22 protein-coding genes are annotated in these 22,452 nt (G+C 71.9%); 15 read left to right on the top strand and 7 right to left on the bottom strand.

Going from position 1 to position 22,452, the window contains the following annotated elements:
- Positions 1 to 37: 37 nt before the first annotated feature.
- From IE244_RS18095 to IE244_RS18075, 5 genes are all read left to right on the top strand, one after another.
- Positions 38 to 853, top strand: a complete 816-nt coding sequence (locus tag IE244_RS18095; RefSeq protein WP_191874550.1) for an ABC transporter permease — start codon at positions 38 to 40, stop codon at positions 851 to 853.
- Positions 854 to 883: 30 nt separating this feature from the next.
- Entirely contained in the window at positions 884 to 1,564 is a 681-nt protein-coding gene (locus IE244_RS18090) for a maleylpyruvate isomerase N-terminal domain-containing protein (RefSeq protein ID WP_191874549.1), read from the top strand.
- Positions 1,565 to 1,665: 101 nt separating this feature from the next.
- A complete protein-coding gene (locus tag IE244_RS18085; RefSeq protein WP_191874548.1) occupies positions 1,666 to 1,947 on the top strand; it encodes a hypothetical protein in 282 nt (93 codons plus the stop codon).
- A 158-nt stretch (positions 1,948 to 2,105) separates the two neighbouring features.
- Positions 2,106 to 3,854 carry a carbohydrate binding domain-containing protein gene (locus IE244_RS18080; RefSeq protein ID WP_191874547.1) on the top strand — a complete coding sequence of 583 codons (1,749 nt, stop codon included), beginning with the start codon at positions 2,106 to 2,108 and terminating at the stop codon, positions 3,852 to 3,854.
- A 208-nt stretch (positions 3,855 to 4,062) separates the two neighbouring features.
- A complete protein-coding gene (locus tag IE244_RS18075; RefSeq protein WP_191874546.1) occupies positions 4,063 to 4,944 on the top strand; it encodes a DMT family transporter in 882 nt (293 codons plus the stop codon).
- 6 nt (positions 4,945 to 4,950) lie between these two features.
- Here the strand turns inward: IE244_RS18075 and IE244_RS18070 are convergent, their stop codons facing one another.
- Positions 4,951 to 5,574 carry a TetR/AcrR family transcriptional regulator gene (locus tag IE244_RS18070; RefSeq protein WP_191874545.1) on the bottom strand — a complete coding sequence of 208 codons (624 nt, stop codon included), beginning with the start codon at positions 5,572 to 5,574 and terminating at the stop codon, positions 4,951 to 4,953.
- Between the two features lie 89 nt (positions 5,575 to 5,663).
- Here IE244_RS18070 and IE244_RS18065 point away from each other — a divergent pair, with 89 nt between their 5' ends.
- Together IE244_RS18065 and IE244_RS18060 are read left to right on the top strand one after the other, a co-directional pair.
- Positions 5,664 to 6,488 carry an NAD(P)H-binding protein gene (locus tag IE244_RS18065; protein ID WP_191874544.1) on the top strand — a complete coding sequence of 275 codons (825 nt, stop codon included), beginning with the start codon at positions 5,664 to 5,666 and terminating at the stop codon, positions 6,486 to 6,488.
- Between the two features lie 208 nt (positions 6,489 to 6,696).
- Positions 6,697 to 7,950 (top strand): polysaccharide deacetylase family protein, encoded by a 1,254-nt coding sequence (locus tag IE244_RS18060; protein WP_191874543.1) that lies wholly within the window; start codon positions 6,697 to 6,699, stop codon positions 7,948 to 7,950.
- Between the two features lie 229 nt (positions 7,951 to 8,179).
- Here the strand turns inward: IE244_RS18060 and IE244_RS18055 are convergent, their stop codons facing one another.
- The 3 genes from IE244_RS18055 to IE244_RS18045 all read right to left on the bottom strand — a co-directional run bounded on the left by IE244_RS18055 (position 8,180) and on the right by IE244_RS18045 (position 11,298).
- A complete protein-coding gene (locus tag IE244_RS18055; protein ID WP_229854182.1) occupies positions 8,180 to 8,692 on the bottom strand; it encodes an endonuclease domain-containing protein in 513 nt (170 codons plus the stop codon).
- A 771-nt stretch (positions 8,693 to 9,463) separates the two neighbouring features.
- Positions 9,464 to 10,126 carry a response regulator gene (locus tag IE244_RS18050; protein WP_191874542.1) on the bottom strand — a complete coding sequence of 221 codons (663 nt, stop codon included), beginning with the start codon at positions 10,124 to 10,126 and terminating at the stop codon, positions 9,464 to 9,466.
- Positions 10,123 to 11,298 carry a sensor histidine kinase gene (locus IE244_RS18045; RefSeq protein ID WP_229854181.1) on the bottom strand — a complete coding sequence of 392 codons (1,176 nt, stop codon included), beginning with the start codon at positions 11,296 to 11,298 and terminating at the stop codon, positions 10,123 to 10,125. Before IE244_RS18045 ends, IE244_RS18050 begins: the two co-directional genes overlap by 4 nt.
- A gap of 206 nt (positions 11,299 to 11,504) precedes the next feature.
- On the opposite strand from IE244_RS18045, the gene IE244_RS18040 reads away from it, so the two are divergent.
- From IE244_RS18040 to IE244_RS18030, 3 genes are all read left to right on the top strand, one after another.
- Positions 11,505 to 12,425: an ATP-binding cassette domain-containing protein gene (locus IE244_RS18040; RefSeq protein ID WP_191874540.1), complete on the top strand. Its 921-nt coding sequence runs from the start codon at positions 11,505 to 11,507 to the stop codon at positions 12,423 to 12,425.
- Entirely contained in the window at positions 12,422 to 13,246 is an 825-nt protein-coding gene (locus IE244_RS18035) for an ABC transporter permease (protein ID WP_191874539.1), read from the top strand. Before IE244_RS18040 ends, IE244_RS18035 begins: the two co-directional genes overlap by 4 nt.
- Positions 13,247 to 13,489: 243 nt before the next feature.
- Positions 13,490 to 13,720 (top strand): hypothetical protein, encoded by a 231-nt coding sequence (locus tag IE244_RS18030; protein WP_191874538.1) that lies wholly within the window; start codon positions 13,490 to 13,492, stop codon positions 13,718 to 13,720.
- A 61-nt stretch (positions 13,721 to 13,781) separates the two neighbouring features.
- Here the strand turns inward: IE244_RS18030 and IE244_RS18025 are convergent, their stop codons facing one another.
- Positions 13,782 to 14,345 carry a GNAT family N-acetyltransferase gene (locus IE244_RS18025; RefSeq protein ID WP_191874537.1) on the bottom strand — a complete coding sequence of 188 codons (564 nt, stop codon included), beginning with the start codon at positions 14,343 to 14,345 and terminating at the stop codon, positions 13,782 to 13,784.
- A gap of 605 nt (positions 14,346 to 14,950) precedes the next feature.
- On the opposite strand from IE244_RS18025, the gene IE244_RS18020 reads away from it, so the two are divergent.
- Positions 14,951 to 15,400, top strand: a complete 450-nt coding sequence (locus IE244_RS18020; RefSeq protein ID WP_191874536.1) for a hypothetical protein — start codon at positions 14,951 to 14,953, stop codon at positions 15,398 to 15,400.
- 96 nt (positions 15,401 to 15,496) lie between these two features.
- Here IE244_RS18020 and IE244_RS18015 read toward each other — a convergent pair whose 3' ends face one another.
- Positions 15,497 to 16,378: an SDR family oxidoreductase gene (locus tag IE244_RS18015; protein ID WP_191874535.1), complete on the bottom strand. Its 882-nt coding sequence runs from the start codon at positions 16,376 to 16,378 to the stop codon at positions 15,497 to 15,499.
- 45 nt (positions 16,379 to 16,423) lie between these two features.
- Here IE244_RS18015 and IE244_RS18010 point away from each other — a divergent pair, with 45 nt between their 5' ends.
- The 3 genes from IE244_RS18010 (at position 16,424) to IE244_RS18000 (ending at position 20,311) form a co-directional block, all read left to right on the top strand.
- Positions 16,424 to 16,798 (top strand): MerR family transcriptional regulator, encoded by a 375-nt coding sequence (locus IE244_RS18010; RefSeq protein WP_229854180.1) that lies wholly within the window; start codon positions 16,424 to 16,426, stop codon positions 16,796 to 16,798.
- 71 nt (positions 16,799 to 16,869) lie between these two features.
- Positions 16,870 to 18,864 (top strand): glycoside hydrolase, encoded by a 1,995-nt coding sequence (locus tag IE244_RS18005; RefSeq protein WP_229854179.1) that lies wholly within the window; start codon positions 16,870 to 16,872, stop codon positions 18,862 to 18,864.
- Positions 18,865 to 19,027: 163 nt separating this feature from the next.
- Positions 19,028 to 20,311: an alpha/beta hydrolase family protein gene (locus IE244_RS18000; protein WP_191874534.1), complete on the top strand. Its 1,284-nt coding sequence runs from the start codon at positions 19,028 to 19,030 to the stop codon at positions 20,309 to 20,311.
- Positions 20,312 to 20,350: 39 nt separating this feature from the next.
- Here the strand turns inward: IE244_RS18000 and IE244_RS17995 are convergent, their stop codons facing one another.
- Positions 20,351 to 20,659, bottom strand: a complete 309-nt coding sequence (locus tag IE244_RS17995; protein WP_191874533.1) for a hypothetical protein — start codon at positions 20,657 to 20,659, stop codon at positions 20,351 to 20,353.
- Positions 20,660 to 21,335: 676 nt separating this feature from the next.
- Here IE244_RS17995 and IE244_RS17990 point away from each other — a divergent pair.
- Entirely contained in the window at positions 21,336 to 22,325 is a 990-nt protein-coding gene (locus IE244_RS17990) for a trypsin-like serine peptidase (RefSeq protein ID WP_191874532.1), read from the top strand.
- The last annotated feature ends 127 nt before the right edge of the window (positions 22,326 to 22,452 follow it).

Below are 22,452 nucleotides of genomic sequence, written 5' to 3'. Positions count from 1 at the left end.
GTCCGGTACGCCGGAACACCCCGGAGAGAAGAGCGCCATGCATCTCAGCCGCACCGCGCGCATCGCCCTGCGCACCGGCGCCGGGCTCGGTTTCGCGGTGATCTACGTCCCGCTGCTGCTCGTCCTCGTGAACTCCCTCAACCCCGACCGCAGCGCGAGCTGGCCCCCGCCGGGACTGACCTGGCACTGGTGGTCGGTGGCCGCGCACAACACCGGTGCCCGGCAGGCGCTGTGGGTCTCCGTCAAGGCGGGACTCGGGGCCACCGCGATCGCGCTCGTGCTCGGCACGCTCATCGCGTTCGCCGTGGCCCGGCACCGCTTCTTCGGCCGCGACACCGTGTCGTTCATCGTGGTCCTGCCGATCGCGCTGCCCGGCATCGTCACCGGCATCGCCCTCAACTCGGCCTTCAGCACGGTGCTGGAGCCGCTCGGCGTGGGCCTGGGGCTCTTCACGGTGATCGTCGGCCACGCCACGTTCTGCATCGTGGTGGTGTTCAACAACGTCGTCGCGCGGCTGCGCCGTACGGCCGCCTCGTACGAGGAGGCGGCCATGGACCTCGGCGCGACGACCTTCCGCGCCTTCGCCGACGTCACCTTCCCGCTCGTCCGCTCCGCACTGCTGGCGGGCGCCCTGCTCGCTTTCGCCCTCTCCTTCGACGAGATCGTGGTCACCACGTTCACCGCGGGACCCGGCATCGAGACCCTGCCCATCTGGATCTTCGAGAACATGACGCGGCCTCAACAGGCCCCGGTGGTCAACGTCGTGGCCGCGGTGCTGGTGCTGCTGTCGGTGATCCCGATCTACGTCGCCCAGCGGCTGTCCGCGGACACGGCGACGTCGAGCCGGGTGTGAGAGCCTGTGAGCCGAGGGACAGGGGGACGCATGAGCGCAGGGGACGGCGCCGGCCCGGCGCGGACGGTACGCGCGGCGTACGAGGCGGCCCGCGCGGCCGTCGCGGGCCTGAGCGACGAGGAGTCCTGGCTGCCGACCGGCTGCACCGGCTGGGCGGTCCGTGACCTCGTCTTCCACTGTGTGACCGACGCCCAGCGCGCGCTCGTGGCCCTGCACACACCGGCGAACGAGCCGGTGGACCGGAACGCGGTGACCTACTGGCGGGACTGGCGGCCGGACACCGTCGGTGCGGCGAACGGCCGGCGCTGGGTGCGGGTGAACGGCAGCATGTTCCTTGACTTCCGTCAGCTCCAGGGCCTGTATCTGGAGACGCTGGCGGCGGCCGCGCACGCGGCGGAGGCGGCCGACCCCGCACAGCCGGTCGCCACACAGGGGCACGTACTGACGGCCGGGGACCTGCTGATCACCCTCGCGGTGGAGGCGACCGTCCATCACCTCGACCTGACCGTCCACCTCCCGCACGCACCGGGCCCGGCCGCGGAGGGGCTGGCGGCGGTGCGCACCACGCTGGACGGCCTGCTCGGGCGGCCGGGCCTGCCGGACTGGTCCGACGAGCACTACGCGCGTGTGGGCACCGGGCGGGCCGCGCTCACCGAGGCCGAACGGGCCGCCCTGGGCACGGTGGCGGACCGGTTCCCCCTGTTCGGCTGAGCCCCGGCCGGCGCCTGGGACACACGCCCAACAGGGGACACACGCCGACGGCACCTGCGCGGCGCGGGGCCCGCCGGCCGGGTAGCTGGAACTCTGCGCCCATGAACAACCCGCCCAGCATCGACGGGTACGTGGACCGGGTCACCGCCGGCCCCGGCGGCGCGCTGACCGACGAGGTCGGCGTCATCACCGGCGACCTGACCGTCGCGACCATCCTGCTGTCCGACGGCCGCAGCGCGCGTGTCGCCGTCCAGCACTCCGGCAGCGACACCTGGTACACCCTCGCCGGCAGTCCCGCCCCGGTGCCCGCCGGCCGCCTCGCGGCGTACCACCGGGACCTGCTGGGCCGCATCCGCCGCGGAGGCGGCACGCGCGCCACCTGACCGTCAACTCCCGGAAGATCCACGGTGGTTGGCTTGTCCCATGAACACGCAAAAGGAAGCTCCCACACCTTGACCGACGTTTGGTCCAGACCAATCATGGCCTAGACCAATAGCCCCGGCCGGGCCGCACCGTGTCGTTCGCTATCCGGGAGTACCCGATGACCCGTCCGAGACCCGTACGCGCCCTGCTCGCCGGCCTGGCCACCCTGGCCGCCTCCGCGGGGATCGCCCTGGGGGCCCAGGGCACCGCGCACGCGGCGACCCCGCTGCCCACGCACGTCTTCGCGCCCTACTTCGAGGCCTACAACGGTGACAGCCCCGCCGCGCTCGCCCAGGCCTCCGGCGCGAAGTACCTCACCATGGCCTTCCTGCAGACCGACAAGAAGGGCTCCTGCACCCCGTACTGGAACGGCGACACCGCCACACCCGTCAGCCCCTCCGTCTTCGGCGCCGACTTCACCACCATCCGCTCGCGCGGCGGCGACGTGATCCCCTCCCTCGGCGGCTACGCGGCCGACAACGGCGGCACCGAGATCGCCGACAGCTGCACGAACGTCGACTCCGTCGCCGCCGCCTACGAGAAGATCATCACCACCTACGACGTCTCCCGGCTCGACCTGGACGTCGAGGACAACTCCCTCACGAACACCGCCGGGATCGACCGCCGCAACCAGGCCATCAAGAAGGTCCAGGACTGGGCCGCCGCGAACGGCCGCACGGTGCAGTTCTCGTACACCCTGCCCACCACGACGACGGGGCTCGCCGACAGCGGCCTCGCCGTGCTGCGCAGCGCGAAGAGCGCGGGCGCCAGGATCGACGTCGTCAACCTCATGACGTTCGACTACTACGACGGCGCCACCCACCACATGGCCACCGACACCGAGACGGCCGCGAGCGGACTGCACGACCAGCTGGCCGAGCTGTACCCGAACCTGTCGGACACCCGGCTGTGGAGCATGGTCGGCGTCACCGAGATGCCCGGTGTCGACGACTACGGCCCGGCGGAGACCTTCACCACCGCCGACGCCACCACGGTGTACGACTGGGCGGTGGCCAAGGGCGTCAACACCCTCTCCTTCTGGGCCCTCCAGCGCGACAACGGCGGCTGCCCCGGCTCCGGCGCCTCCGACACCTGCTCCGGCATCGCCCAGGACACCTGGTACTTCACCCACACCTTCGCACCCTTCACCGGCGGTACGACGACCCCGCCGGCCGATGACTTCTCCGTCGCCCTCTCCCCCGCCGCCGTCTCCGTCGACCCCGGCGGGGCCGCGACCGCGACGGTGCGGACCTCGGTGACCTCCGGCAGCGCGCAGACGGTCGGCCTGACGGTGAGCGGCGCCCCGAGCGGGGCGACCGCCTCCCTCAGCCCGTCCTCGGTCACCGCGGGCGGCACCTCCACCCTCACCGTGAAGACCGGCACCACCACGGCACCCGGCACCTACACGCTGACCGTCACCGGCACCGCGGGCCCGACCCGGCACAGCTCCACGCTCACCCTGACGGTCAAGGGATCCGGCGGCACGGCCGTCCTCGGCAACGGCGACTTCGAGACCGGTTCGCTCACGCCCTGGACCTGCGACAGCGGGGCCGCGGTGGTCTCCTCCCCGGTGCACGGCGGCGCGCACGCGCTGAAGACCACGCCCTCCGCCTCGCAGACCGGCCAGTGCGCGCAGACCCTGGCCCTGAAACCCCACACCTCTTACACCCTGGGCGGCTGGGTGCAGGGGCCGTACGCCTACCTGGGCGTCAGCGGCGGTGCGACGGCCGGTTCCTGGACCCCCTCCTCCTCGTGGTCGAAGCTGACGGTGCCCTTCACCACCGGCGACTCGGGCGAGGTCACGGTGTACGTGCACGGCTGGTACGGCCAGGGCGCGGTGTACGCCGACGACCTGGTCCTGAGCTGATCCACCGCTTCCTCCGGCCCCGCTCGCCGATCCACGGGCGGGGCCGTCCGGCCGTCGGCCTTTGGTGCCACGGGACGCCCTGCCGTCACCCGTCACCCGCCCCCCGGCCCGGCTGACCGGCGCCGTGACCAGGCGTCCGGCCACCGCCGTCCGTAGGCTGAAGGGACCGAAGCTCCTCGCGGAGGCCTCGCGCAGGCAGGAGACGGTCGTGATCGAACTGGCCGCGGTGTTCGCCGTCGCGGGAGCCGCGAGCAACGCCGTGGGCACCGCCTTCCAGCGCAAGGCCGCGTCCGCCAGCAGCCATGGCGGGTTGCGGCTGCTCGCGGAGCTGGTCCGCCGGCCCTTCTGGGTGATCGGCATGTGCGGTGTGGTCTGCGCCGCCCTGTTCCAGAGCCTGGCCCTGGTCAACGGCCCGCTCGCACTCGTCCAGCCGCTGTTCATCCTGGAGCTGCCCTTCGCGCTGCTCGTCGCCGCCCCGCTGATGCACAAGCGGCTGCCCCGTTCCGGCTGGTGGGGCGTCGGCGGCTGCGTGGCGGGCCTCGCCGTCCTGCTGATCGCCGCGGCCCCGCACGGCGCCACCGACCACGCGCCGCTCACCCGCTGGCTCCCGGCCCTGTGCCTGGGCCTCGGCGCAATGGCCGCGGCCGTCCTGCTCGCCCGCCGGAGCCACTCGCCGGCCCGCCGCGCCGCGCTCCTCGCGGCGGCCTCCGCCACGGGCAACGCGCTGACCGCCGCCCTGCTGAAGTCGGCCTCCGGCACGTTCGCCGACCACGGCTTCACGGCGTTCCTGCGGTCCTGGCAGACGTACGGCTTCGCGCTCACCGGTGCCGTGGCCGTGATCCTGCTGGAGAACGCGCTGCAGGCCGGGCCGCTGGCCGCGGCGCAGCCCGCGCTGACCATCGGCGACGCGGTGGTGAGCCTGACGCTCGGCATGACCCTGTTCGACGAGCGGGTCCGCACCGGCTGGTGGCTCCTGCCGGAGGCGTGCGGCGCCCTGCTGATCGTCGTGGGCGTGGTGGTGCTCAGCCAGGCGGTCCAGCACATCACCGTGGCGCCGGTCACGGCCGGGCAACGGCACCCGGCGACATGAGCGGCTCTAGCAGGCCCGGCTCCGCGCGATCCCGTCGATCCAGGCGTGCAGCCGATCGCCCTGGGTGGCCATCAGGCCGGGGTCGCGCAGGGTGTTGGTGAGCACGGACAGCCCCTGGTAGGCGGCGACGAGTTCGACCGCGAGGGCGTCCGCGTCGGCGCGGCCCAGCTGGGTGAACTGGGACTCCACCCAGTCGAGCAGAGCCAGCATCACCTTCGCCGCGGCCCGGTCCAGGCCGTCGTCGCGCTTGTCGAGCTCGGTCGCGAGGGTCCCGAAAGGGCAGCCGAAGCGGGCGGCGGTCTCACGCTGATCGACCCAGCCGGCGACGAGCGCCTTCAGCCGGGCGGCCGGGTCCGGGAGGGCGTCCAGGCGGTCGGTGAGGGCGTCGAGTTGCTCGCAGTGGTCGTCCACCGCGGCTTCGACCAGCTGGTCCTTGGTCTTGAAGTAGTAGTAGACGTTGCCGAGCGGCACCTCGGCCGCACGGGCGATGTCGCCGAGGGTGGTCTTCTCCACGCCCTGTTCATGGAAGACCTGGACAGCCGCCCTCACCAGGCGCTCACGCTTGCCGCCCCGGCCGGAACGCCCGGGGGACCCGGCCCGGCCCGTGGCCGTGGATTCTGAGTCAGTCACCTGACTGAGGATAGACAACCAGCGGCCCGCAGACTAATGTCACTTCTTAGTCAGTCAACTAACTAACTCGATCGAGGAGGGGCACAGCCATGATCGTCGTCACGGGCGCCACGGGGAACGTGGGACAGGCTCTGGTCAGCCGGTTGACCGAGGCCGGGGGGGAGACGGTGACGGCCGTCGCCCGGCACGTCGGGACGGATGACGTACCGGCGGGAGTCCGGGCCGTCGCCGCCGACCTCGGCGACCCGCACAGCCTCACTCCCGCGCTGGAGGGCGCCAAGGCGCTGTTCCTGCTGGTGGCCGGCGAGGATCCGGCCGGCATCCTGCGCCGGGCCGCCGCGGCCGGTGTGGCGAAGGTGGTGCTGCTGTCCTCGCAGGGCGCGGGCACCCGGCCACAGGCGTACACGCACGCGGCGCGCTTCGAGGCGGCCGTCGCCGGGTCGGGGCTGCCGTTCACCGTGCTGCGCTCGGGCGGGCTGGCCTCGAACGCGCTCGCCTGGGCTGAGCCGGTGCGCCGGCATCGCACCGTGGCGGGACCCTTCGCCGACGTGGCGCTGCCGTTCGTCGACCCGGCGGACGTCGCCGCGGTGGCGGCGGCCGTGCTGCGCGAGGACGGACACGACGGCGCCACCTACACACTGACCGGTCCCGAGCCGACCACCCCGCGGCAGCGGACGGCCGCCCTCGCCGCCGCGCTCGGGGAGCCGGTGACGTTCGTGGAGCAGAGCCGCGAGGAGGCCCGCGCGGAGATGATCCGGTTCATGCCGCCCGCCGTCGCCGAGGCCACGCTCACCGTCCTCGGCACACCGACCCCGGAGGAGCAGACGGCCACCGGCGACGTGGAGCGTCTGCTGGGCCGGCCCGCGGCTCCGTTCTCCGCGTGGGCGGCACGCCACGCGGCCGCGTTCCGCTGATCCTCGACACCCCCTCCCGCGGACGGCCCGGCGGTCGCCCCCCACAGGGCCGGCCGGGTGACGTGAGCAGCGCTCGGCCAGGTCGCCGCACGCCACACCGAGCCAATTAACCGTTTTATCCCTTAATCAGCTCTATGGTGCGAGCGGGTAAGAGTGTCGGCTGAGGTGACGCGCAAGGCATCGCGACAGGGCGCGGGTTGGGATGGCGATGAGCGGAATCAGCCGCCGGAGTGTGGCTCGTCTCGGCCTCGGCGCCGGCATCGGTGTGGCCGCCGCCTCGTTGGCCAGGTGCGCGGGCGGTTCGGACGAGGACGGTACGGCGCCGCTGCAGGGGCCGCCCCGGCTGATCGGGGACGGCTCGACGTCGTACACCGGACGGCAGCCTCACCAGCCGGCGTCGCCCGAACCCCTCGAACCCGGCCAGACCCCGCCGCAGTTCGTGGTGTTCTCCTGGGACGGCGCCGGCGAGCTGGGCACCGGGCTGTTCCCGCGCTTCCTGGAACTGGCCCGCACCCACGGCGCCCACATGACGTTCTTCCTGTCCGGTCTCTATCTCCTGCCGGAGGAGAAGAAGCGGCTCTACGATCCGCCGAACAACCCGGTCGGCGCCTCGGACATCGGCTACCTCACCGACGAACACCTCAAGGCGACGCTGAAGTACGTCCGCCAGGCCTGGCTCGACGGCCACGAGATCGGTACGCACTTCAACGGGCACTTCTGCGTGGGTCCCGGATCGGTCGCCAACTGGACTCCGGAGCACTGGCGTTCGGAGATCGAGCAGGCGCGGACGTTCGTCAAGTCCTGGCGGTCGCACACCGGTTGGCACGACGATCCGCCGCTCCCCTTCGACTACGACAAGGAACTCGTGGGCGGCCGTACCCCCTGCCTGCTCGGGCAGTCGAACCTGCTGCCGGTCGTACGGGAACTGGGCTGGCGCTACGACGCCTCCTCTCCCGGCGGGCTGCAGTGCTGGCCGAGGAAGCGGGGAGGCGTGTGGGACCTGCCGCTGCAGAGCATCCCGTTCCCCGGGCACCGGTTCGAGGTGCTGTCCATGGACTACAATATGCTGGCGAACCAGTCCAAGAACTCGACGCGGGGCCCCTCCTACAACTACCCCTACTGGCGTGCCCAGGCAGCCCAGGCGTATATGGCCGGGTTCCAGCGGGCGTACGACACGAACCGGGCGCCGCTGTTCGTCGGCAACCACTTCGAGGAGTGGAACGGCGGCATCTACATGGACGCGGCCGAGGAGGCCCTCAGACAGATCGCGGGCTGGAGCGACGTACGTCTGGTGTCCTTCCGGCAGTTCGTCGACTGGCTCGACGTCCAGGACCCCGGGATCCTCGCGAAACTGCGCACTCTCCAGGTCGGCGAGAAACCGGAGGGCGGCTGGAGCGCCTTCCTGCGCCCGGAGAAGCGCTCAAGGGCCATGACGGCTCCGGCCGCGCAGGGCCGCGCCTAGCGGCTGACGCCCGGACGGCTGCACCCCAGGCCGGTGCACCGGCACGTCCCGGCCCGCGCCGAGTGCGAGGTCCTGGTCGTGGCCGGCCCGCGGCTACTGCCCCGCGAGGCACGGCTTGTGCGCCGGGACCGCCCTGTGAGGAGTGCGGGGCACTGCTCCTGATCGCTTCGCGGACGAAGTCGCTCTCGGGGGCGGCGCGCGGCCGGATGCCCGCGTGCGTTCCCCGCGATCACTTCCACGTGCCGCCCCCTGCATCGAAGCGGCCAGCCGAACCGGGCCGCATCGCACCGGAGCCCACACCCTGCGGAAGCGAACGGAACGACCAGCGGGCGTGAGCCGCCGGCCGCGCGCGGTCGGGCTCGGTCGGGACCGGCTTGGAGAGCCAGGTGGGGCACCTCGGTGTACAGCGCACCGGGCGCTTCGGTTGCTCCGCGAAGCGTACGGAAGGATGGGGGAGGAATCCGTCGACGCCGCCACCGCGCCGCGGGTCGGGCCAGTACCAGCTGAACGGGGCACCGGGCGGGGTGAGCCGGTAGGTGCCGAACCAGCACACGCGGGGATGCCGGCGAAGAGCGATGTCGGTCGCGCAGGCGCCCTCCTCGGTGTTGCACTCGTAGCAGAGCAGGCCGCGGACCAGGCCGGTGACGTGGTCGTGGTCGATGACCTGCGGCGGACCTGAGCAGGTGGCGCAGCGGCCTTCCTGCTGTCCCCACAGCCGCCACCAGACGTACCAGCGGGGCACCCGGCCTGGACGTGTCCACGAAGCGGTCAGCGGCCCGTGAAAAGGCCGTGTCACGGTGTTCGGCCACAGCGGGTTGCCCCCGGGGCACCGGCGATCGCGTGGCACGACCGCCGGATCGACCGGCCCTCCAGCCCACGCGGCACCCTTCGGGGAGCAGGAGTCGCAGTGGCGTCGCTCGGTGTCGTGAGCCGGGTGGTACAGGCCTTGTTCGTCGAGACGGACGAGCGCGGGCCAGCCGAACGGCTCACGCCCGTGGTCAGGCGGCCGGCAGTAGGTGGTGCTGCCCGGTGTCCAGGCGCGGAACCGGAGTTGATCGCGTCTGACCACGCTTGCCTGGAGCCGCGCCGCGACAACGTCCTTGGCCGGGCTGCCCTGGGCGCGCCGCGCCGGCCGAGGCCTGTAGCCCGCTTCTGTCAGCAACGACTGCACGCCCAGGCCCAGAAGGGCGGACCGACGAGGAGGGTTCACGGTCGAATCCTGCCGCTCGTCGTCTCTTTCCGGGAAGCGGTGGGGGCCGCGGACGACGCGTCGGCGGCACTCGGGCTTCTTCGCGGTCCGGCTGTGGCGGGTGAGGCGGGCGCGTGATCGCGGGGCTGGCCGTTCTCCGACCGGCTCGGGCCAAGAGGGAGCGCGGCGGCGCCCCCCGGAGAGCGGGCACGGCGCCCACTCGTGCCGTGCCCCTCCGGGAGCACCACACCCCGCAGCAGAACCCGGAGCGGCTCAGCGGGGCGAAGAGGCGCGTGTCCGGCGCCGTCGGGGCCGGGGACGCCATCAGCGCGGCAGTGTGACGAGCCCCATCTCATAGGCGTTGATGACGAGCTGGACCCGGTCCCGGGCGCCCAGTTTGGTGAGCAGCCGTGAGACGTGCGACTTGGCGGTGGCCACCGTGATGAAGAGGTCCTCGGCGATCTCGGTGTTCGACCTGCCGCGTCCGACCAGGGTCAGCACTTCCCGTTCCCGCTCGGTGATGCCCTCGACCGGCCGTGGGGAGCGCTCCGGGGCAGCCGCGGGGCGCCCGATGAAGTCCGCGATCAGACGGCGCGTCACAGCCGGCGCGATCAGTGCGTCGCCGGCGGCGACCACGCGGATCGCCGCGAGGATGTCGTCCAGTGCCATGTCCTTGACCACGAAGCCGCTTGCGCCGGCCCGGAGTGCGCCGTAGACGTGTTCGTCCTCGTCGAAGGTGGTCAGGACGAGGACGCGTGTGGTTGCCGGACCGGCCGTGATCAGGCGGGTGGCCTCGATCCCGTCCATGCCGGGCATCCTGATGTCCATGACCGCGACGTCGGGGCCGGTATCCGTGACCAGTTGGACGGCCTCGGCGCCGGTGGCGGCCTCACCGACGACCTCCAGGTCGGGGTGATCAGCCATGATCACCCGTAGACCGGACCGCACCAGCGGCTGGTCGTCGGCGAGTACAACCCGGACGGTCATCGGTTCTCCCCCGTAACTCCGACAGGTGCGGGCAGCGGCAGCCTGGCCGCTACCCGGAAGCCGCCCGCGGGGCGGCTTCCGGTGCTGAGGTGGCCGCCCAGCAGGCCGACCCGCTCCCGCATGCCGATGATGCCGAAGCCGTGGGGCGAGCCGTTCTCGGTGGCGCCGCGCCCGTCGTCGACCACCTCCACGGACAGTTCCTCGTCTCCGTAGTCGATGGCCACCCGGCAGTACCGGGCGCCTGCGTGGCGGACCACGTTGGTCAGCGCCTCCTGCACGATGCGGTAGGCGGACAGGTCGATGTCGGCCGGCACAGGGCGCTGCTCCCCGCTGCAGCGCACGTCGACGCGTATCCCCGCGTCCGCGGTCGCTGCCGCGAGCCGTTCGACTTCCGCCAGCCCCGGCGTGGGTACGAGCGGTGCCTGCCGCGATGTGGTCGCGTCCTGGTCGGCCCGGCGGAGCGACACCAGCGTGCGCCGCAGGCCCGCCAGGGTCTCTCTGCTGGTGGCCTCGATGGCGTGCAGGGCCGCGCGTGCCTCCGCCGGCTGGGTCTGGATGACCCGGTTGCCCACGCCGGCCTGGATGGCGATGATGCCGATGCTGTGCGCGACCATGTCGTGCAGCTCCCGTGCGATCCGCAGCCGTTCGGCGGTCACGGCCTCCGCCACCTCCTGTGCACGCAGCGCAACCGCGTGCTCGCGGCGCTCGCGACTCAGCAGAGCGGCCATGCAGGACGCGGCCATCGCCAGGAGGGCGATCACCGCGTTGACGGTCAGGCTGTCCCCGTGCGCGAAGCCGCCGATCACCAGGAGCTGCACCGCGGCGGACACGGCCACGGCAACCGTCGAAGCGCGCCGCGCGCAGGTGCCGACGATGAAGCCCAGCACGAGGTCCACCGCCAGATACGACAGGAACTGCCCCTGGTACGACGGCGCCAGGCTCTCATGGACCGAACCCGGAGTGCCCACCACCACAGCGGTGGATCCGCAGAGTGCCATGGCCAGAGCCAGCAGCGGCACCCGTCGCACCACGCCGCCGAGCAGGCTCACAGCCAGCAGTGCCCCGACACCGTGGACCGTGCCCGACGCCCGTGGCGCGCCCCCCACCAGCAGACCCACCACAAGGAGGTAAGAGGAACCCCCCGCCCAGGCCATGGCCTTGGTTCTCGTCATCGGCGGCATTCCCTCCCGGGAACGGCACCGCGGTGCGCGACGCGTGGGGAACGACGTGATCGTCAGGGGGTTCACGCCGCGAGACTAACCCGCCACCGCCGGCGCGGCATCGGCCCGGGGACGTACGCCCACGGACCAACCCGGCCGCACGATTGCCGCCCATGGCACCATGCCCGGACGGGGGTCCTCTCGGCAGTGTGGGTGCCGTGATCGAAGTCAGCGAACTCACCAAGCGTTACGGCGGCAAGACCGCGGTCGACCATCTGTCCTTCACCGTGCGGCCGGGTCAGGTCACGGGATTCCTCGGCCCCAACGGCGCCGGCAAGTCCACCACCCTGCGGATGATTCTCGGCCTGGACGCGCCCACCACCGGCGCCGCCACCGTCAGTGGCGTCCCCTTCCACCGCCACCCACGCGGACTGCGGCACGTCGGTGCCCTCCTCGACGCCGGACAGATCCACGGCGGACGCAGCGCCGCGGCCCATCTCTCGGCTCTGGCCCGCAGCAACGGCATCCCACGGCGCCGGGTGGACGAGGTGCTGCAGGAGGTGGGGCTGGCCGAGGTGGCGAACCGTCGCATCGGCGGATTCTCGCTCGGCATGAAGCAGCGGCTGGGCATCGCCACCGCCTTGCTCGGCGACCCACCCGTGCTGATGTTCGACGAGCCGGTCAACGGGATGGACCCGGAGGGCGTGCTCTGGGTCCGCCGGCTCTTCCGGCGCCTGGCCGCCGAAGGGCGCACGGTCTTCCTCTCCAGCCACCTGATGTCGGAGATGGAGAACACCGCCGACCAGCTGGTCGTCATCGGCCGGGGCCGCCTCGTCGCCGCCGAGCCACTGCGGGACTTCGCGGTCCGCGGCACCCGTCGCAGCGTCGCGGTCGCGACCCCGCAGGCCGCTGAGCTGGCAGCCGTGCTGACCGCGGCGGGCGCCTTCGTCGAGCCCGAGGGCTCGGTGGGTGCCGGGAAGCTCGCCGTGACCGGGCTCACGGCGGACCGGATCGGGGCGCTCGCCTTCGAGAACGGTGTCCGGCTGGACGAGCTGACGCCCCGGAGCGCCTCACTGGAGGCGGCCTTCATGGAACTGACCGCCGACAGCGTCGAATACCTGGCAGGAGAGTCCCGATGACCACACTCGCCTCCGGCTCCCCGGCCACTCCCGTCACCGGACCGCCCGCCCGCTTCCGCGACCTGCTCGCCTCCGAGTGGATCAAGGTACGGTCCCTGCGCTCCACCCCCTGGACGGTCGGACTCACCCTCCTGTTCGTCGTGGGGTCCGCAGCCGTGGCCACGCTGGCGGACAAGGCTGCAGGTTCCGGCCCCGCCGAGTTCCTGCCCTTCGACGCCTACCCGGCGGCCGGATACTGGACGCTGATGCTTGTCGCCGGCAGCATGGGCGCCCTCACCGTCGTGAGCGAGTACAGCAGCGGGCTGATCCGCACCACGACCGTGGCCGTCCCGGCCCGCGGCTCGGTCGTGCTGGCCAAGTCGGCCATCACCGGCGCGCTGTGGGCCGCGGTCGGCACGGTCGCCTCCACCGGTTCCTTCCTGGTCTCCCAGGCCATCCTGGACGGGCACCATGCCGGCGTTCCGATCACCCACCCCGGGGTGTTCCGGGCGCTGGTGGCATCCGCGTTGCTGGCTCCGGTCTGTGCCCTGGTCGGTCTGGGCCTCGGCGTCCTGCTCCGGCATGCCGCCGGGACCATGGTCACCAGCGTCTTCACACTGCTGATGCTGCCCACCATGTTCTCGGAGACCGACCGCTGGTCCGCGGACGTCAAACACGCGCTGGTGGCGGGAGCGTGGAATCGCCTGGTCCAAACCTGGGAGCCGGAGCCCGCGTCCCTGGGCTACACCGCCACGGTCCCCGGCTCCTGGATCGTGTACGCGCTCTGGCCGCTGATCACGATCGCGCTCGCCGTGCTCGTCGTGAGGCGCCGCGATGTGTGAGCGTGTCTCCAGGGCGCCGACACCGCGCCCTGGAGACACGTGTCGCGCGTGCTGTGCGCTCTCGGCGTCGGCGGACCGGCCCGCCCATGTCTCCCGTATCGGCCTGCTGAAGCACCCCAGGCCGGCAACCAGGCCTGACATACGGGGCGGACCCACGCCGCTTGTGCCGAGGGAGCGGAGGTTTCGTCACAGGCGCGCAACGAGCGTGCCCGTGCCATGTGATGCCCGCCTAAGGTCCCGGTCATGAGCATGCCTGTCACCACCCCAAGGTCCTTCTCGTCCACCGACGTACTCGCTCTGGGCGGCCGACGGGGCGGCGGGTACCACAGCAGCTATCACGGCGGCTATTCCAGCGGTTACCACCACTACGGGAGCTCCGGATCCGGCGGCGGCGCCGACATCTGGGTATGGGTCCTCATCCTGATCGTCGCGGTCGTGGCGATCCTGGTCTGGAACGCCAAGCGCAACCAGTGACAGGACGGCCGCACCCCCGAAGTACCCCGAGCGACAGCCCGAACGGCCGTGCACACGGTGGCTACGGCTGCTCCCACTGCTCCTTGGTGATCTCGTACCGCACGCCGCCGAACTCGGAGCCCTCGATCATCTCCATGTCGGGGGGAGTAGGGCTGGTGGCCGCGAGCGTCATTCGGAGCTTCTCCATGATGTTGCGCGAACCGTGATTCACGGACATCGTCTCAGCCCAGACCATGCGGACACCGAGTTCCGTGAACGCCTTGCCCAGCAAGGCCCGCGAGCCCTCGGTGGCATAACCCCTCCCCCATGCCGCCTGTCGCAGCCGGTAGCCGAGTTCGACCTCGTCCAGCGGGCCCTCCGGCTCGGGACGCAGGATGAACCAGCCGATGAACGCACCGCCGTCCTTCTCGTGCGCGGCGAACAGTCCGAGGTCGCCGCCCCACTTCTCGTAGCCGGCGAGGATGTTCGGCAGATGGCGCTCGCGGACGATTTCCGGCGCGGTCGGATCGCCGCCGGTCAGGTAGCGCATCACCGCCGGGTCGCTGTCCAGCTCGATCAGCAGGTCCGCGTCCTCGGCGGTGAACCGGCGCAGGGCCAGTCGGTCGGTCTCCAGGTAGATGTCCACGAGTCGATCATGCCCGAACCAGGCCGGGCATCCCAAGAGTTCGACATGCCGGGCACGCCCAGGGACTTTCCCAGCGACTGCCCGCAGACGCTGGGCCTGAGCGACCGCGCCGACCGATCGGCCACTCAGCCATGGCACGGTCGGCGACCGCCCCGGCAGCCCGGCAGCCGCGCCGCCGCATGGCCGCGTTCGCGCGGCCCGGGAAGTGCCTGCAGTCCGAACGGCCCGCCCCGGCCACCCGGCCTCTCGATGTCACGTCGACCGTGCCGAACACGGCCGTCACCGCCTCGATGAACGGATCGGGGATCCCGTCGGACACCAGCGAGACCCGGAACGATGCGCCGGCCTGCATGCCCAGCACAGTCACAGCCCTCCGAGATGCACCACACATGCCACGGTGAGAACCTGGTCACGAGGGCCGTCACATAGTGGCCCGGTGCGTCAGGCCTGAGGCCCGCGAATCAGTGCGACGAAACCCAGGTCACCAGCAGGCCCCTTCATGGCGTGAGACGGCGAGTTCTGGAGCCGGTGCCGATGTGGGTCCGCTCCGACGCGGGCGGGCACGGCGGCCGCAGACTCCACTCAGCTGGAAGGACGGTGGGAAAATGGCTGCACTGAAGCTGCGCCGGATGGCGATGGCGCTCTCCTCCTGCGCCGTTGCCGCCGGAACTGTGACAGCGCCGGCGGTCACCGATGCCGCTGCGCAAGGGTGCTACGTGGACGCCTTCCCGCCTGGTGGCGGCACGAACATCGGCGGGTCTCCGAACAGGTATAAGTGGGATAACACGCCTTACATAGGAGCGCGGTACGACCGGTGCAACGGGTACGTCTATGTCATATACGGCGGGTACAACGCCACGCACTACAACGTCCGCTGGGTCGCGCCGGGTGGTCCTTGGGAGCAGGGTGAGCTGAACGCGGGGAAGGGATTGTGGTCGTGGCCGGCTCGCCACGGCGACTACAACCTCGTGGTCCAGGCGTGCAACCGCGGCGGGTTCCTCTCGCGGTCGAAGTGCACCAACTGGTCTCCGCAGCTCTACCTCAACACGCGGTGAGGGCACAGGCGTTGTCGGCGAGGCCGGCCAGGTGTGCACCCTCGCCGACCCGAACGGCCAGAGGTCCGAACCGAGTCCCATGAGCCGGTTGTTCCATCAGCCGAACTCGGCCGCATGGTCGATGGCCCACCTCGCGAAGGTCCCAGCCGGTCGGCCGGTGAGGCGCTCGACATGATCGGTGGTGCGGTGTGACTCCGGCCGGCGCATCGAGGCGGCGACCAGCGCTTCCACCAGCCGCTCGGGACGCCCGTCTGCGAGCATCCGTGACCGCGCGAGGTCAGCGGTGACCGCTTGGAAGCGCAGGCGGCGCCGGAGCGCGGCACCAAGGAGGGCGACCTGGTCCGTGCGACTCAGTACCTCAGGTCCTGTCAACAGGTGCGGTTCGTGACCGAGTTGGTCGTGCTCGGCGAGCAACACGGCTACGGCCGCACCAGCGACATCGCGCTCGTCGACGACGGCTGTGCGCGCCATGTCCGGGCCGGACACCACGTCGCCGGCCCGCAGTTGTGACGCCCAGCCCCGCGCGTTGGACGCCAGTGTGTCGCTGCGTAGCACCAGGAGGCGCAGACCAGCGTTGCGGAGCAGGGCTTCCATGTCCGCGTGCACCTGAACGATGGGATCGCTCTGGTTGGCGGCCTCGTCGTCTATGGCTGTCGAGGACAGGTAGACGACACGGGGAGCCGCTGCGACGAGTTCCGCAACCAGGTCGTGGGCGGGGGCCGCATCGAGCAGTGGCCAAATGAGAAAGACGGCGTCGATGCCCACGAGCGCCGCGCGCACCGCGGCGGCGTCGGTGAGGTCGCCGACCACCCACTCGACTCCGGGGCGCGGACGCATCCGCTCGCGCACAAGGCCTCGTACGAACGCACCGCGCGCTTGGAGACGGTCGACGACCTCACGGCCGAGGTTGCCGGCTGCGCCGGTGACCAGGATCGATGAACGGCAAGAGGTGCCCACGGGGCCAGGGGTATCAGGCATGATCGAGACGCTAGGGGTTCAGGTCGACATGAAGGCAAGGCGCCCATGGTGAAGACGATCGGAGAAGTGGCCGCAGAACTCGGGATCGAAGCCCACGTGCTGCGGCATTGGGAAGACGTCGGGGCGCTCACCGTGCGTCGCGATCACCATGGCTACCGCGTCTACGACGACAAGGCCGTGGAACAGGCACGCACGGTCCTGAAACTGCGGCGCGTCGGTCTCTCGTTGCCCGAGGCCACCGCCGCCATGGCGCCGAAGAAGTCGTCGGCACAGGCGGCCGTGAGGGCGAAGATCGCTGAGCTCGCAGGCGAAGTCGTCCAGAGACAGGAGGCAATCACCTTCCTGCAGCACACCGTTGAGTGTCGGCATCGCTACCTCGACGACTGTCCGGAGTGCGCGACTTTCGTCCGTGAGGCCTGAGCCGTCCGACGAGCGGGTCCGACCGGCGGCCTCTCACATCTCTCTTATGTCCGGTCGCGAGAGTCACGGCCGTGAAGGCGAGGAAGCTCAAGAAGACCAGGACACAGACGAAGATCATCGCGGTGAGCGGTGCGCTCCTGATGGTCGGTGTGATCGGCACGGCCGCCGCGTTCGGCACCGCCCCGCAGGAGGGCCGCCGCGTCGAAGCACACGGCGACCGACTCGACGTACCGGTCGACGGCGGCCGCGCCACAGTGGACATCAGGTCCCTGGCGGTGCGGGCCCGCGCGGACGACGGCCGCACATGGCAGCTCTCGGCCCCCGCGTCCGGTGGTCTCGGCGCGCCCGGGAAGGTCACCGTCCGCGGTGGGACCGCCAGTTGGCGCTACGGCGACCGCGGCCTGGCCGTCACCGCGTCCGCGCGGGACGGGCGCCTGGCCGTCACCGTACGCTCGGCTCGACGGTCGAGCCTGACCTGGCCGGTCTCCGGCACGGACCGGACGACCCAGGAACTGCAGGTCCCGCGCGGCGAGGGCCTGGCCGTGCCGGTCGCCGACCGGTGGTGGAACTCCGCGGCAGGGGGCCTCGCGGGAACCGAGGCCGACATGGCCGGCGGCCTGACCATGCCGTTCTGGGGCACCAGTCAGTCCGGGCGGCACGGCACGAGCTACATCGTCGAGTCGGACATCGGCACGACGCTCCGGTTCGTCTCCGCCGGCGGTCGTCTGCACACCGAGGCCGCGCACGCGTTCTCGGCGCAACAAGCCACGGGAAGCTACACGGTGACGTTCGCCCTCACCGACGGATCCCCCGTGTCGGCGGCGCGCGACTACCGCGCCTGGCTCCAGGACCACGGTGGCATCACGACACTGCGGCAGAAGATCGCACGGAATCCCGAAGTCGCCAAGCTGGTGGGCGCGTTCCACGCCTACACCTGGGGCCAGGCACGTACCGCCGAGGGCGTGCGCCGGCTGCGCGGGCTGGGGATCGACCGGATGTGGCTGGGCTACGACGCCGACGACGCCCCCATGGACCGGAAGGCCACCCGCCTCGCCCGGCAGGCCGGATATCTCGTCGGCCCCTACGACTCCTGGGCCAACGCGCAGGACCCGTCGTCGGCCGACACACCCGTGTCCGCCTGGCCCGCCCCGGTGTGGCAGGCCGCCTGTGTACGCCACGCGGACGGCACGATCGTCACCGGATTCGGCGACCGCGGTTGCTATGTGAGCTCCGAAGCGCTCCGGCACGCCGAGCCCTCCCGGCACTACCTGTCCGACCGCACCAGGAAGATGACCGCGGACGGTGCGAACAGCTACTTCCTCGACGTCGACGCCGCGGGTGAACTGTTCACCGATCACTCTCCGGCGCACCCGATGACCAAGGCCCAGGACCGCCGGAACCGGCTCGCGCGCATGGCGTGGCTGTCCGGCGACCGCCGCCTGGTGCTCGGTTCGGAGAGCGCGGGTTCCTGGGCGAACGGAGTGCTGGCCTTCAGCCACGGCTCCGGCACCCCGGTCGACGACCGGCTGTGGAAGCTGGAGCGGGACCGCGCGGCCTGGGGCCGTTACGCCCCCGCCGCCGCGCCGGGGGTGTTCTTCCAGCCCGCGCACCTGCCCGCCGACCTCGCGAAGGCGATGTACGACCCCAGGTACCGGGTGCCGCTCTACCAGACGGTCCTGCACGACTCGGTGATCAGCACCGAGCGCTGGGAGCTGTCGTGGTCCAAGCTGCCGGACCAGAGCCGCACCCGCGCCCTGCTGGCGATGCTGTACAACGTGCCACTCAACCTGGTCCTCGACCAGTCCGAACTGGACCGCCACGGCACACGGATCGCCCAGGTGCAACGGTACTTCGAGCCGCTGCACAGGGCCGCGGCCACACAGCCGATGACCGGCTTCCGGCGACTGACGCACGACGGTCTCGTCCAGCGCACCACCTTCGGCAAGGGGGTGCTGACCATGACGGCCAACTTCTCCACCAGGTCCCATGACGGACTGCCCGCCGGGTGCGTCGACGCGGTGGTCAACGGTGGTGAGAAGCACCGGCTGTGCCCCGCGGGTCTGTGACGCGCATCCGGCTCCTCGCAGCGGAGCACGGGCTCATCGGAGCCGGCCACCGGCTCCCGGCACGGGCCGCGGGCTCCCGGGGAACCCCTACGGATACCCCGAGAGACAAGATCGGGGGCTTCCCCGGATGTGGGGGGAGCCGACGGCCCGTCAGGCTTGGTCCATGACGAATCATCTCCCGCGCGCTCGTCGCAGGGGCACCCCGCGACGAGCGCTCACCGCCTGCGCGGTCGCCGCGCTGTGCACGCTGACCGCCGCTCTCCCCGCCGCCGCGTCCGCCCGCGCCGCCCCCACCGGTCCGACCGCGTCGTCGTCCTCCCGTCCGCTCGCCCTGCCCGCCCCGACCGGCCCGTACCGGGTCGGGGAGGTGGACCTGCACCTGGTGGACCACTCACGGCCCGATCCCTGGCGGTCCGGGCAGGACACGCGCGAGTTGATGGTCAGCGTGTACTACCCCGCGACACACACGGCCGGCCGTCCGGCCGCCCCGTACATGCTGCCCGCGGCGGCCGCCCATTTCGACGACGTCACGGCTAACGGGTACCTCGGGTTGCACGTGCCGGCCGGCCGGGCGGACTGGGCGCGCACCGTCACCCATGTGACCCGGGGTGCCCCGGTCGCCGCCGGGCGCCACGGGCGGCTCCCGGTGGTGCTCTACTCCCCGGGACTGGGCGAACCGCGCACCTGGGGCACGACGTCGGCGACCGATCTGGCCAGCCGCGGTTACGTGGTCGTCACCATCGACAACACCTACGAGTCGCCCGAGGTCCAGTTCCCGAACGGCTCCCTGGCCACTCTGTCGCTGCCCTCGGGCGGTACCGACTCCTTCCTGCGCAAGGCGCTGGCCGTCCGGGTCACCGACACCCGCTTCGTTCTGGACCAGCTCCGGGAGCTGAACAGCGGCCGGAATCCCGACGCGGACGGACAGCCGCTGCCCCAAGGCCTGACCGGGGCGGTGGATGTGGCCGAGGTCGGCATGTTCGGCCATTCGATGGGCGGCACGGCCGCCGCGCTGGCGATGGACGCCGACCACCGGATCACCGCGGGCATCGACATGGACGGCAACCTGACGAACTACGACGGCTCGCTGATGCCGGTCGCCGAGCACGGCCTCGACCGCCCCCTGCTGCTCATGGGCAAGGACGGCGACACCGACACCGGACCCGGCTGGCAGGCGTTCCGCGCCCACACCCCGGGCTGGAACCGCCAGCTGACCCTGCTCGGCTCGGAGCACGCCTCGTTCACCGACGCCGAGGCCCTCGTGCCGCAGCTGCGCCTGTCGCCCTGCGAGCGGACCGACGACATCGGCACCATCGATCCGGCCACCGCGATACGCACCAACGAGGCCTATGTGTCCGCCTACTTCGACCACTGGCTGCGCGGGCGCAGCGGACGGCTGCTGGAACGCCCGTCCGCGAAGTACCCGGACATGGTGTTCGTGAAGTGATCGCGGCGGCCGCGGGTGCGAGCGGAAGCGGTCCGAGGACTAACAGGAGGGGGAGGTGAAGTGTGTCAGCTGGTCCTTGACCCACGGGTCGTACACTGCCAGGCGGTGCCGAGCGGCCGGGGCGAACCACTCCAGCTGGCCGGCGACCCACGGGTCGATCCGCGGTTCGGGGCCGCGTCGGCAGGGCGTGCCATGAGCGGTGTGCACCACGGCCGTGGTACCGACGGTGCCGTGTCCGCTCGGCACCGCGGGGGCCGCCGCAGCGGAGCCGCCGGCGGCGAGCAGGGCACCTGCGGCCATCGCGGTGGCCGCGCCGGCCGCCCCGGCGCTCCGTATCAGCTTCTTCATCGGCCTTCTCCTTCCGGTAGGGCCCATGACCGTGCGTGTGCGGTCCATGGCTGACGGTCCCGTTCCGCCATGGCGGCGGACCGTCGCCATGGCCGGTAGGGGCGTCTACCCAGGAGGACACGCTCCACTCGTCTCCCGTGCCCATGCCCGTGCCCGGAAGCGGCCGGCGCCCGCCGGTGCGCCGACGGAAGAAACCGGGTGCAGAGCCCGGTGCCGGGGAAGCGGGGCCGTCGGCACCGGCAGGCCCGTGTGCGGCACAGCAATCGCGGGTGCCTGCCGCGGAACGGTCGTCGATGACCTGGGGCCTCGGCTCCGGTACCGACGACTCGGGCGGTCGGCGCGGCTCAGGGGCCACACGCTCGGCGGAGGGCATGAGGACGGTCCTCGACGCGGTGGGTCCGGGCGCGGTCGTGCTCGACGGCGCGCCCGGAAGCGCCGGCACCGACGCCCCGCCGAGCAACCCACCGACGCCCCACCGAGCAACCCCGACCATGGCCGCCGCCCGCTGCCGACGAGGTGCCGGCCGTACCCGCGCCGCACCCGATGGCCTGAACGCACCGGTCGACGGAAGCCGTACCACCCCACGCCGTACGCGAATCGCGGCGGCGGACGCTGTGCTGCCCGTTGCCGCGGGCTTATGGTGGGCCGTCACCTGCGGCCGCCGTGAGGGGAACTGATGGGACCCGGGACCAGGATCGCGCGATACGCCGCCGTCGCTGCGGCAGCCCTGCTGCTGTGTGCCGGCCTCACCAGCGCGGCATCCGCCGACGGCACCACGGCCGGCCCGAACCCGCTCGCCGGCCGCCTCGACGCCTACTGGACCCCGGCCCGCATGGCGGCCGCGCTGCCCGCCGACCTCGTCAGGGGGAGCAAGGGGGGTACGGCGGCGCGCGACGGGTCCCCCGCGGTGGACGGGCCCCGGCCGGGCGAGTACATCCCGCCGAGTGCGAGCTTCGACGGCATCCCCCAGGCCGGCACCTTCTTCTGGACGGACGCCACCGGCACCGGCCGCACCTGCAGCGGGTCCGTCGTACGCAGCCCCGGTCGCGACCTGGTCCTGAGCGCCGGCCATTGTCTGAAGGGCTATGCCGGCGGCTCCGAGCGTCATCTGGCCTTCGTGCCGCAGTACCACGACGCCCGCAAACCCTTCGGGATCTTCCCGGTGCGCACCGACGGCGTCTACGTCCCGCAGGAGTACTACGACCTGGGTGAACACGCGGGCGCCCGCTACGACTTCGCCTTCGCGGTCACCGAGGCCGACCAGGACGGCACCCGCATCGAGGACGCGGTCGGCGGGGTGCGGCTGCTCACCGGGACGGGCTACTTCCACGCCCCGGTCCGGATGATCGGCTATCCGGCGGGGGCGGAGAAGCCCCTGGAGTGCTGGAGCTGGACCACCAGATGGGACAGCGACGACCCGGCCGACCCCGGTACGTTCCCGCGCATCGCCTGCGACGCCTTCGTGGGCGGCACGAGCGGCGGCCCGATGCTCGTGCCCGAGCCCGACGGCTGGGCGGTCGTAGGGGTGATCGGCGGCTACCACACCGGCGGCAACACCCCGCAGGTCTCCTACAGCGCGTACTTCGGCACCGCCACCCAGGCCCTGTACCGCGCGGCGGTCGGCGGGGACCCGCCGGCCGGCCCCGGCCCCACCCCCGGCTCCTAGGTGAACCCACGCCCCGGAGTTCGCGCCTGCCCGTGTCCCGGAAGTTCGTGCGTGCACGTCCACTGCCAAGACAAGGTCACCGTGGCACGATAGGGGTGAATATCACCCCATCGAGAGGGTGTGGACC

Origin of the sequence: Streptomyces filipinensis, from assembly GCF_014649495.1 — a bacterium.
In the GTDB taxonomy this organism is placed as follows: Bacteria; Actinomycetota; Actinomycetes; order Streptomycetales; family Streptomycetaceae; genus Streptomyces; species Streptomyces filipinensis.
This window is presented reverse-complemented; position numbering and strand designations above follow the sequence as displayed.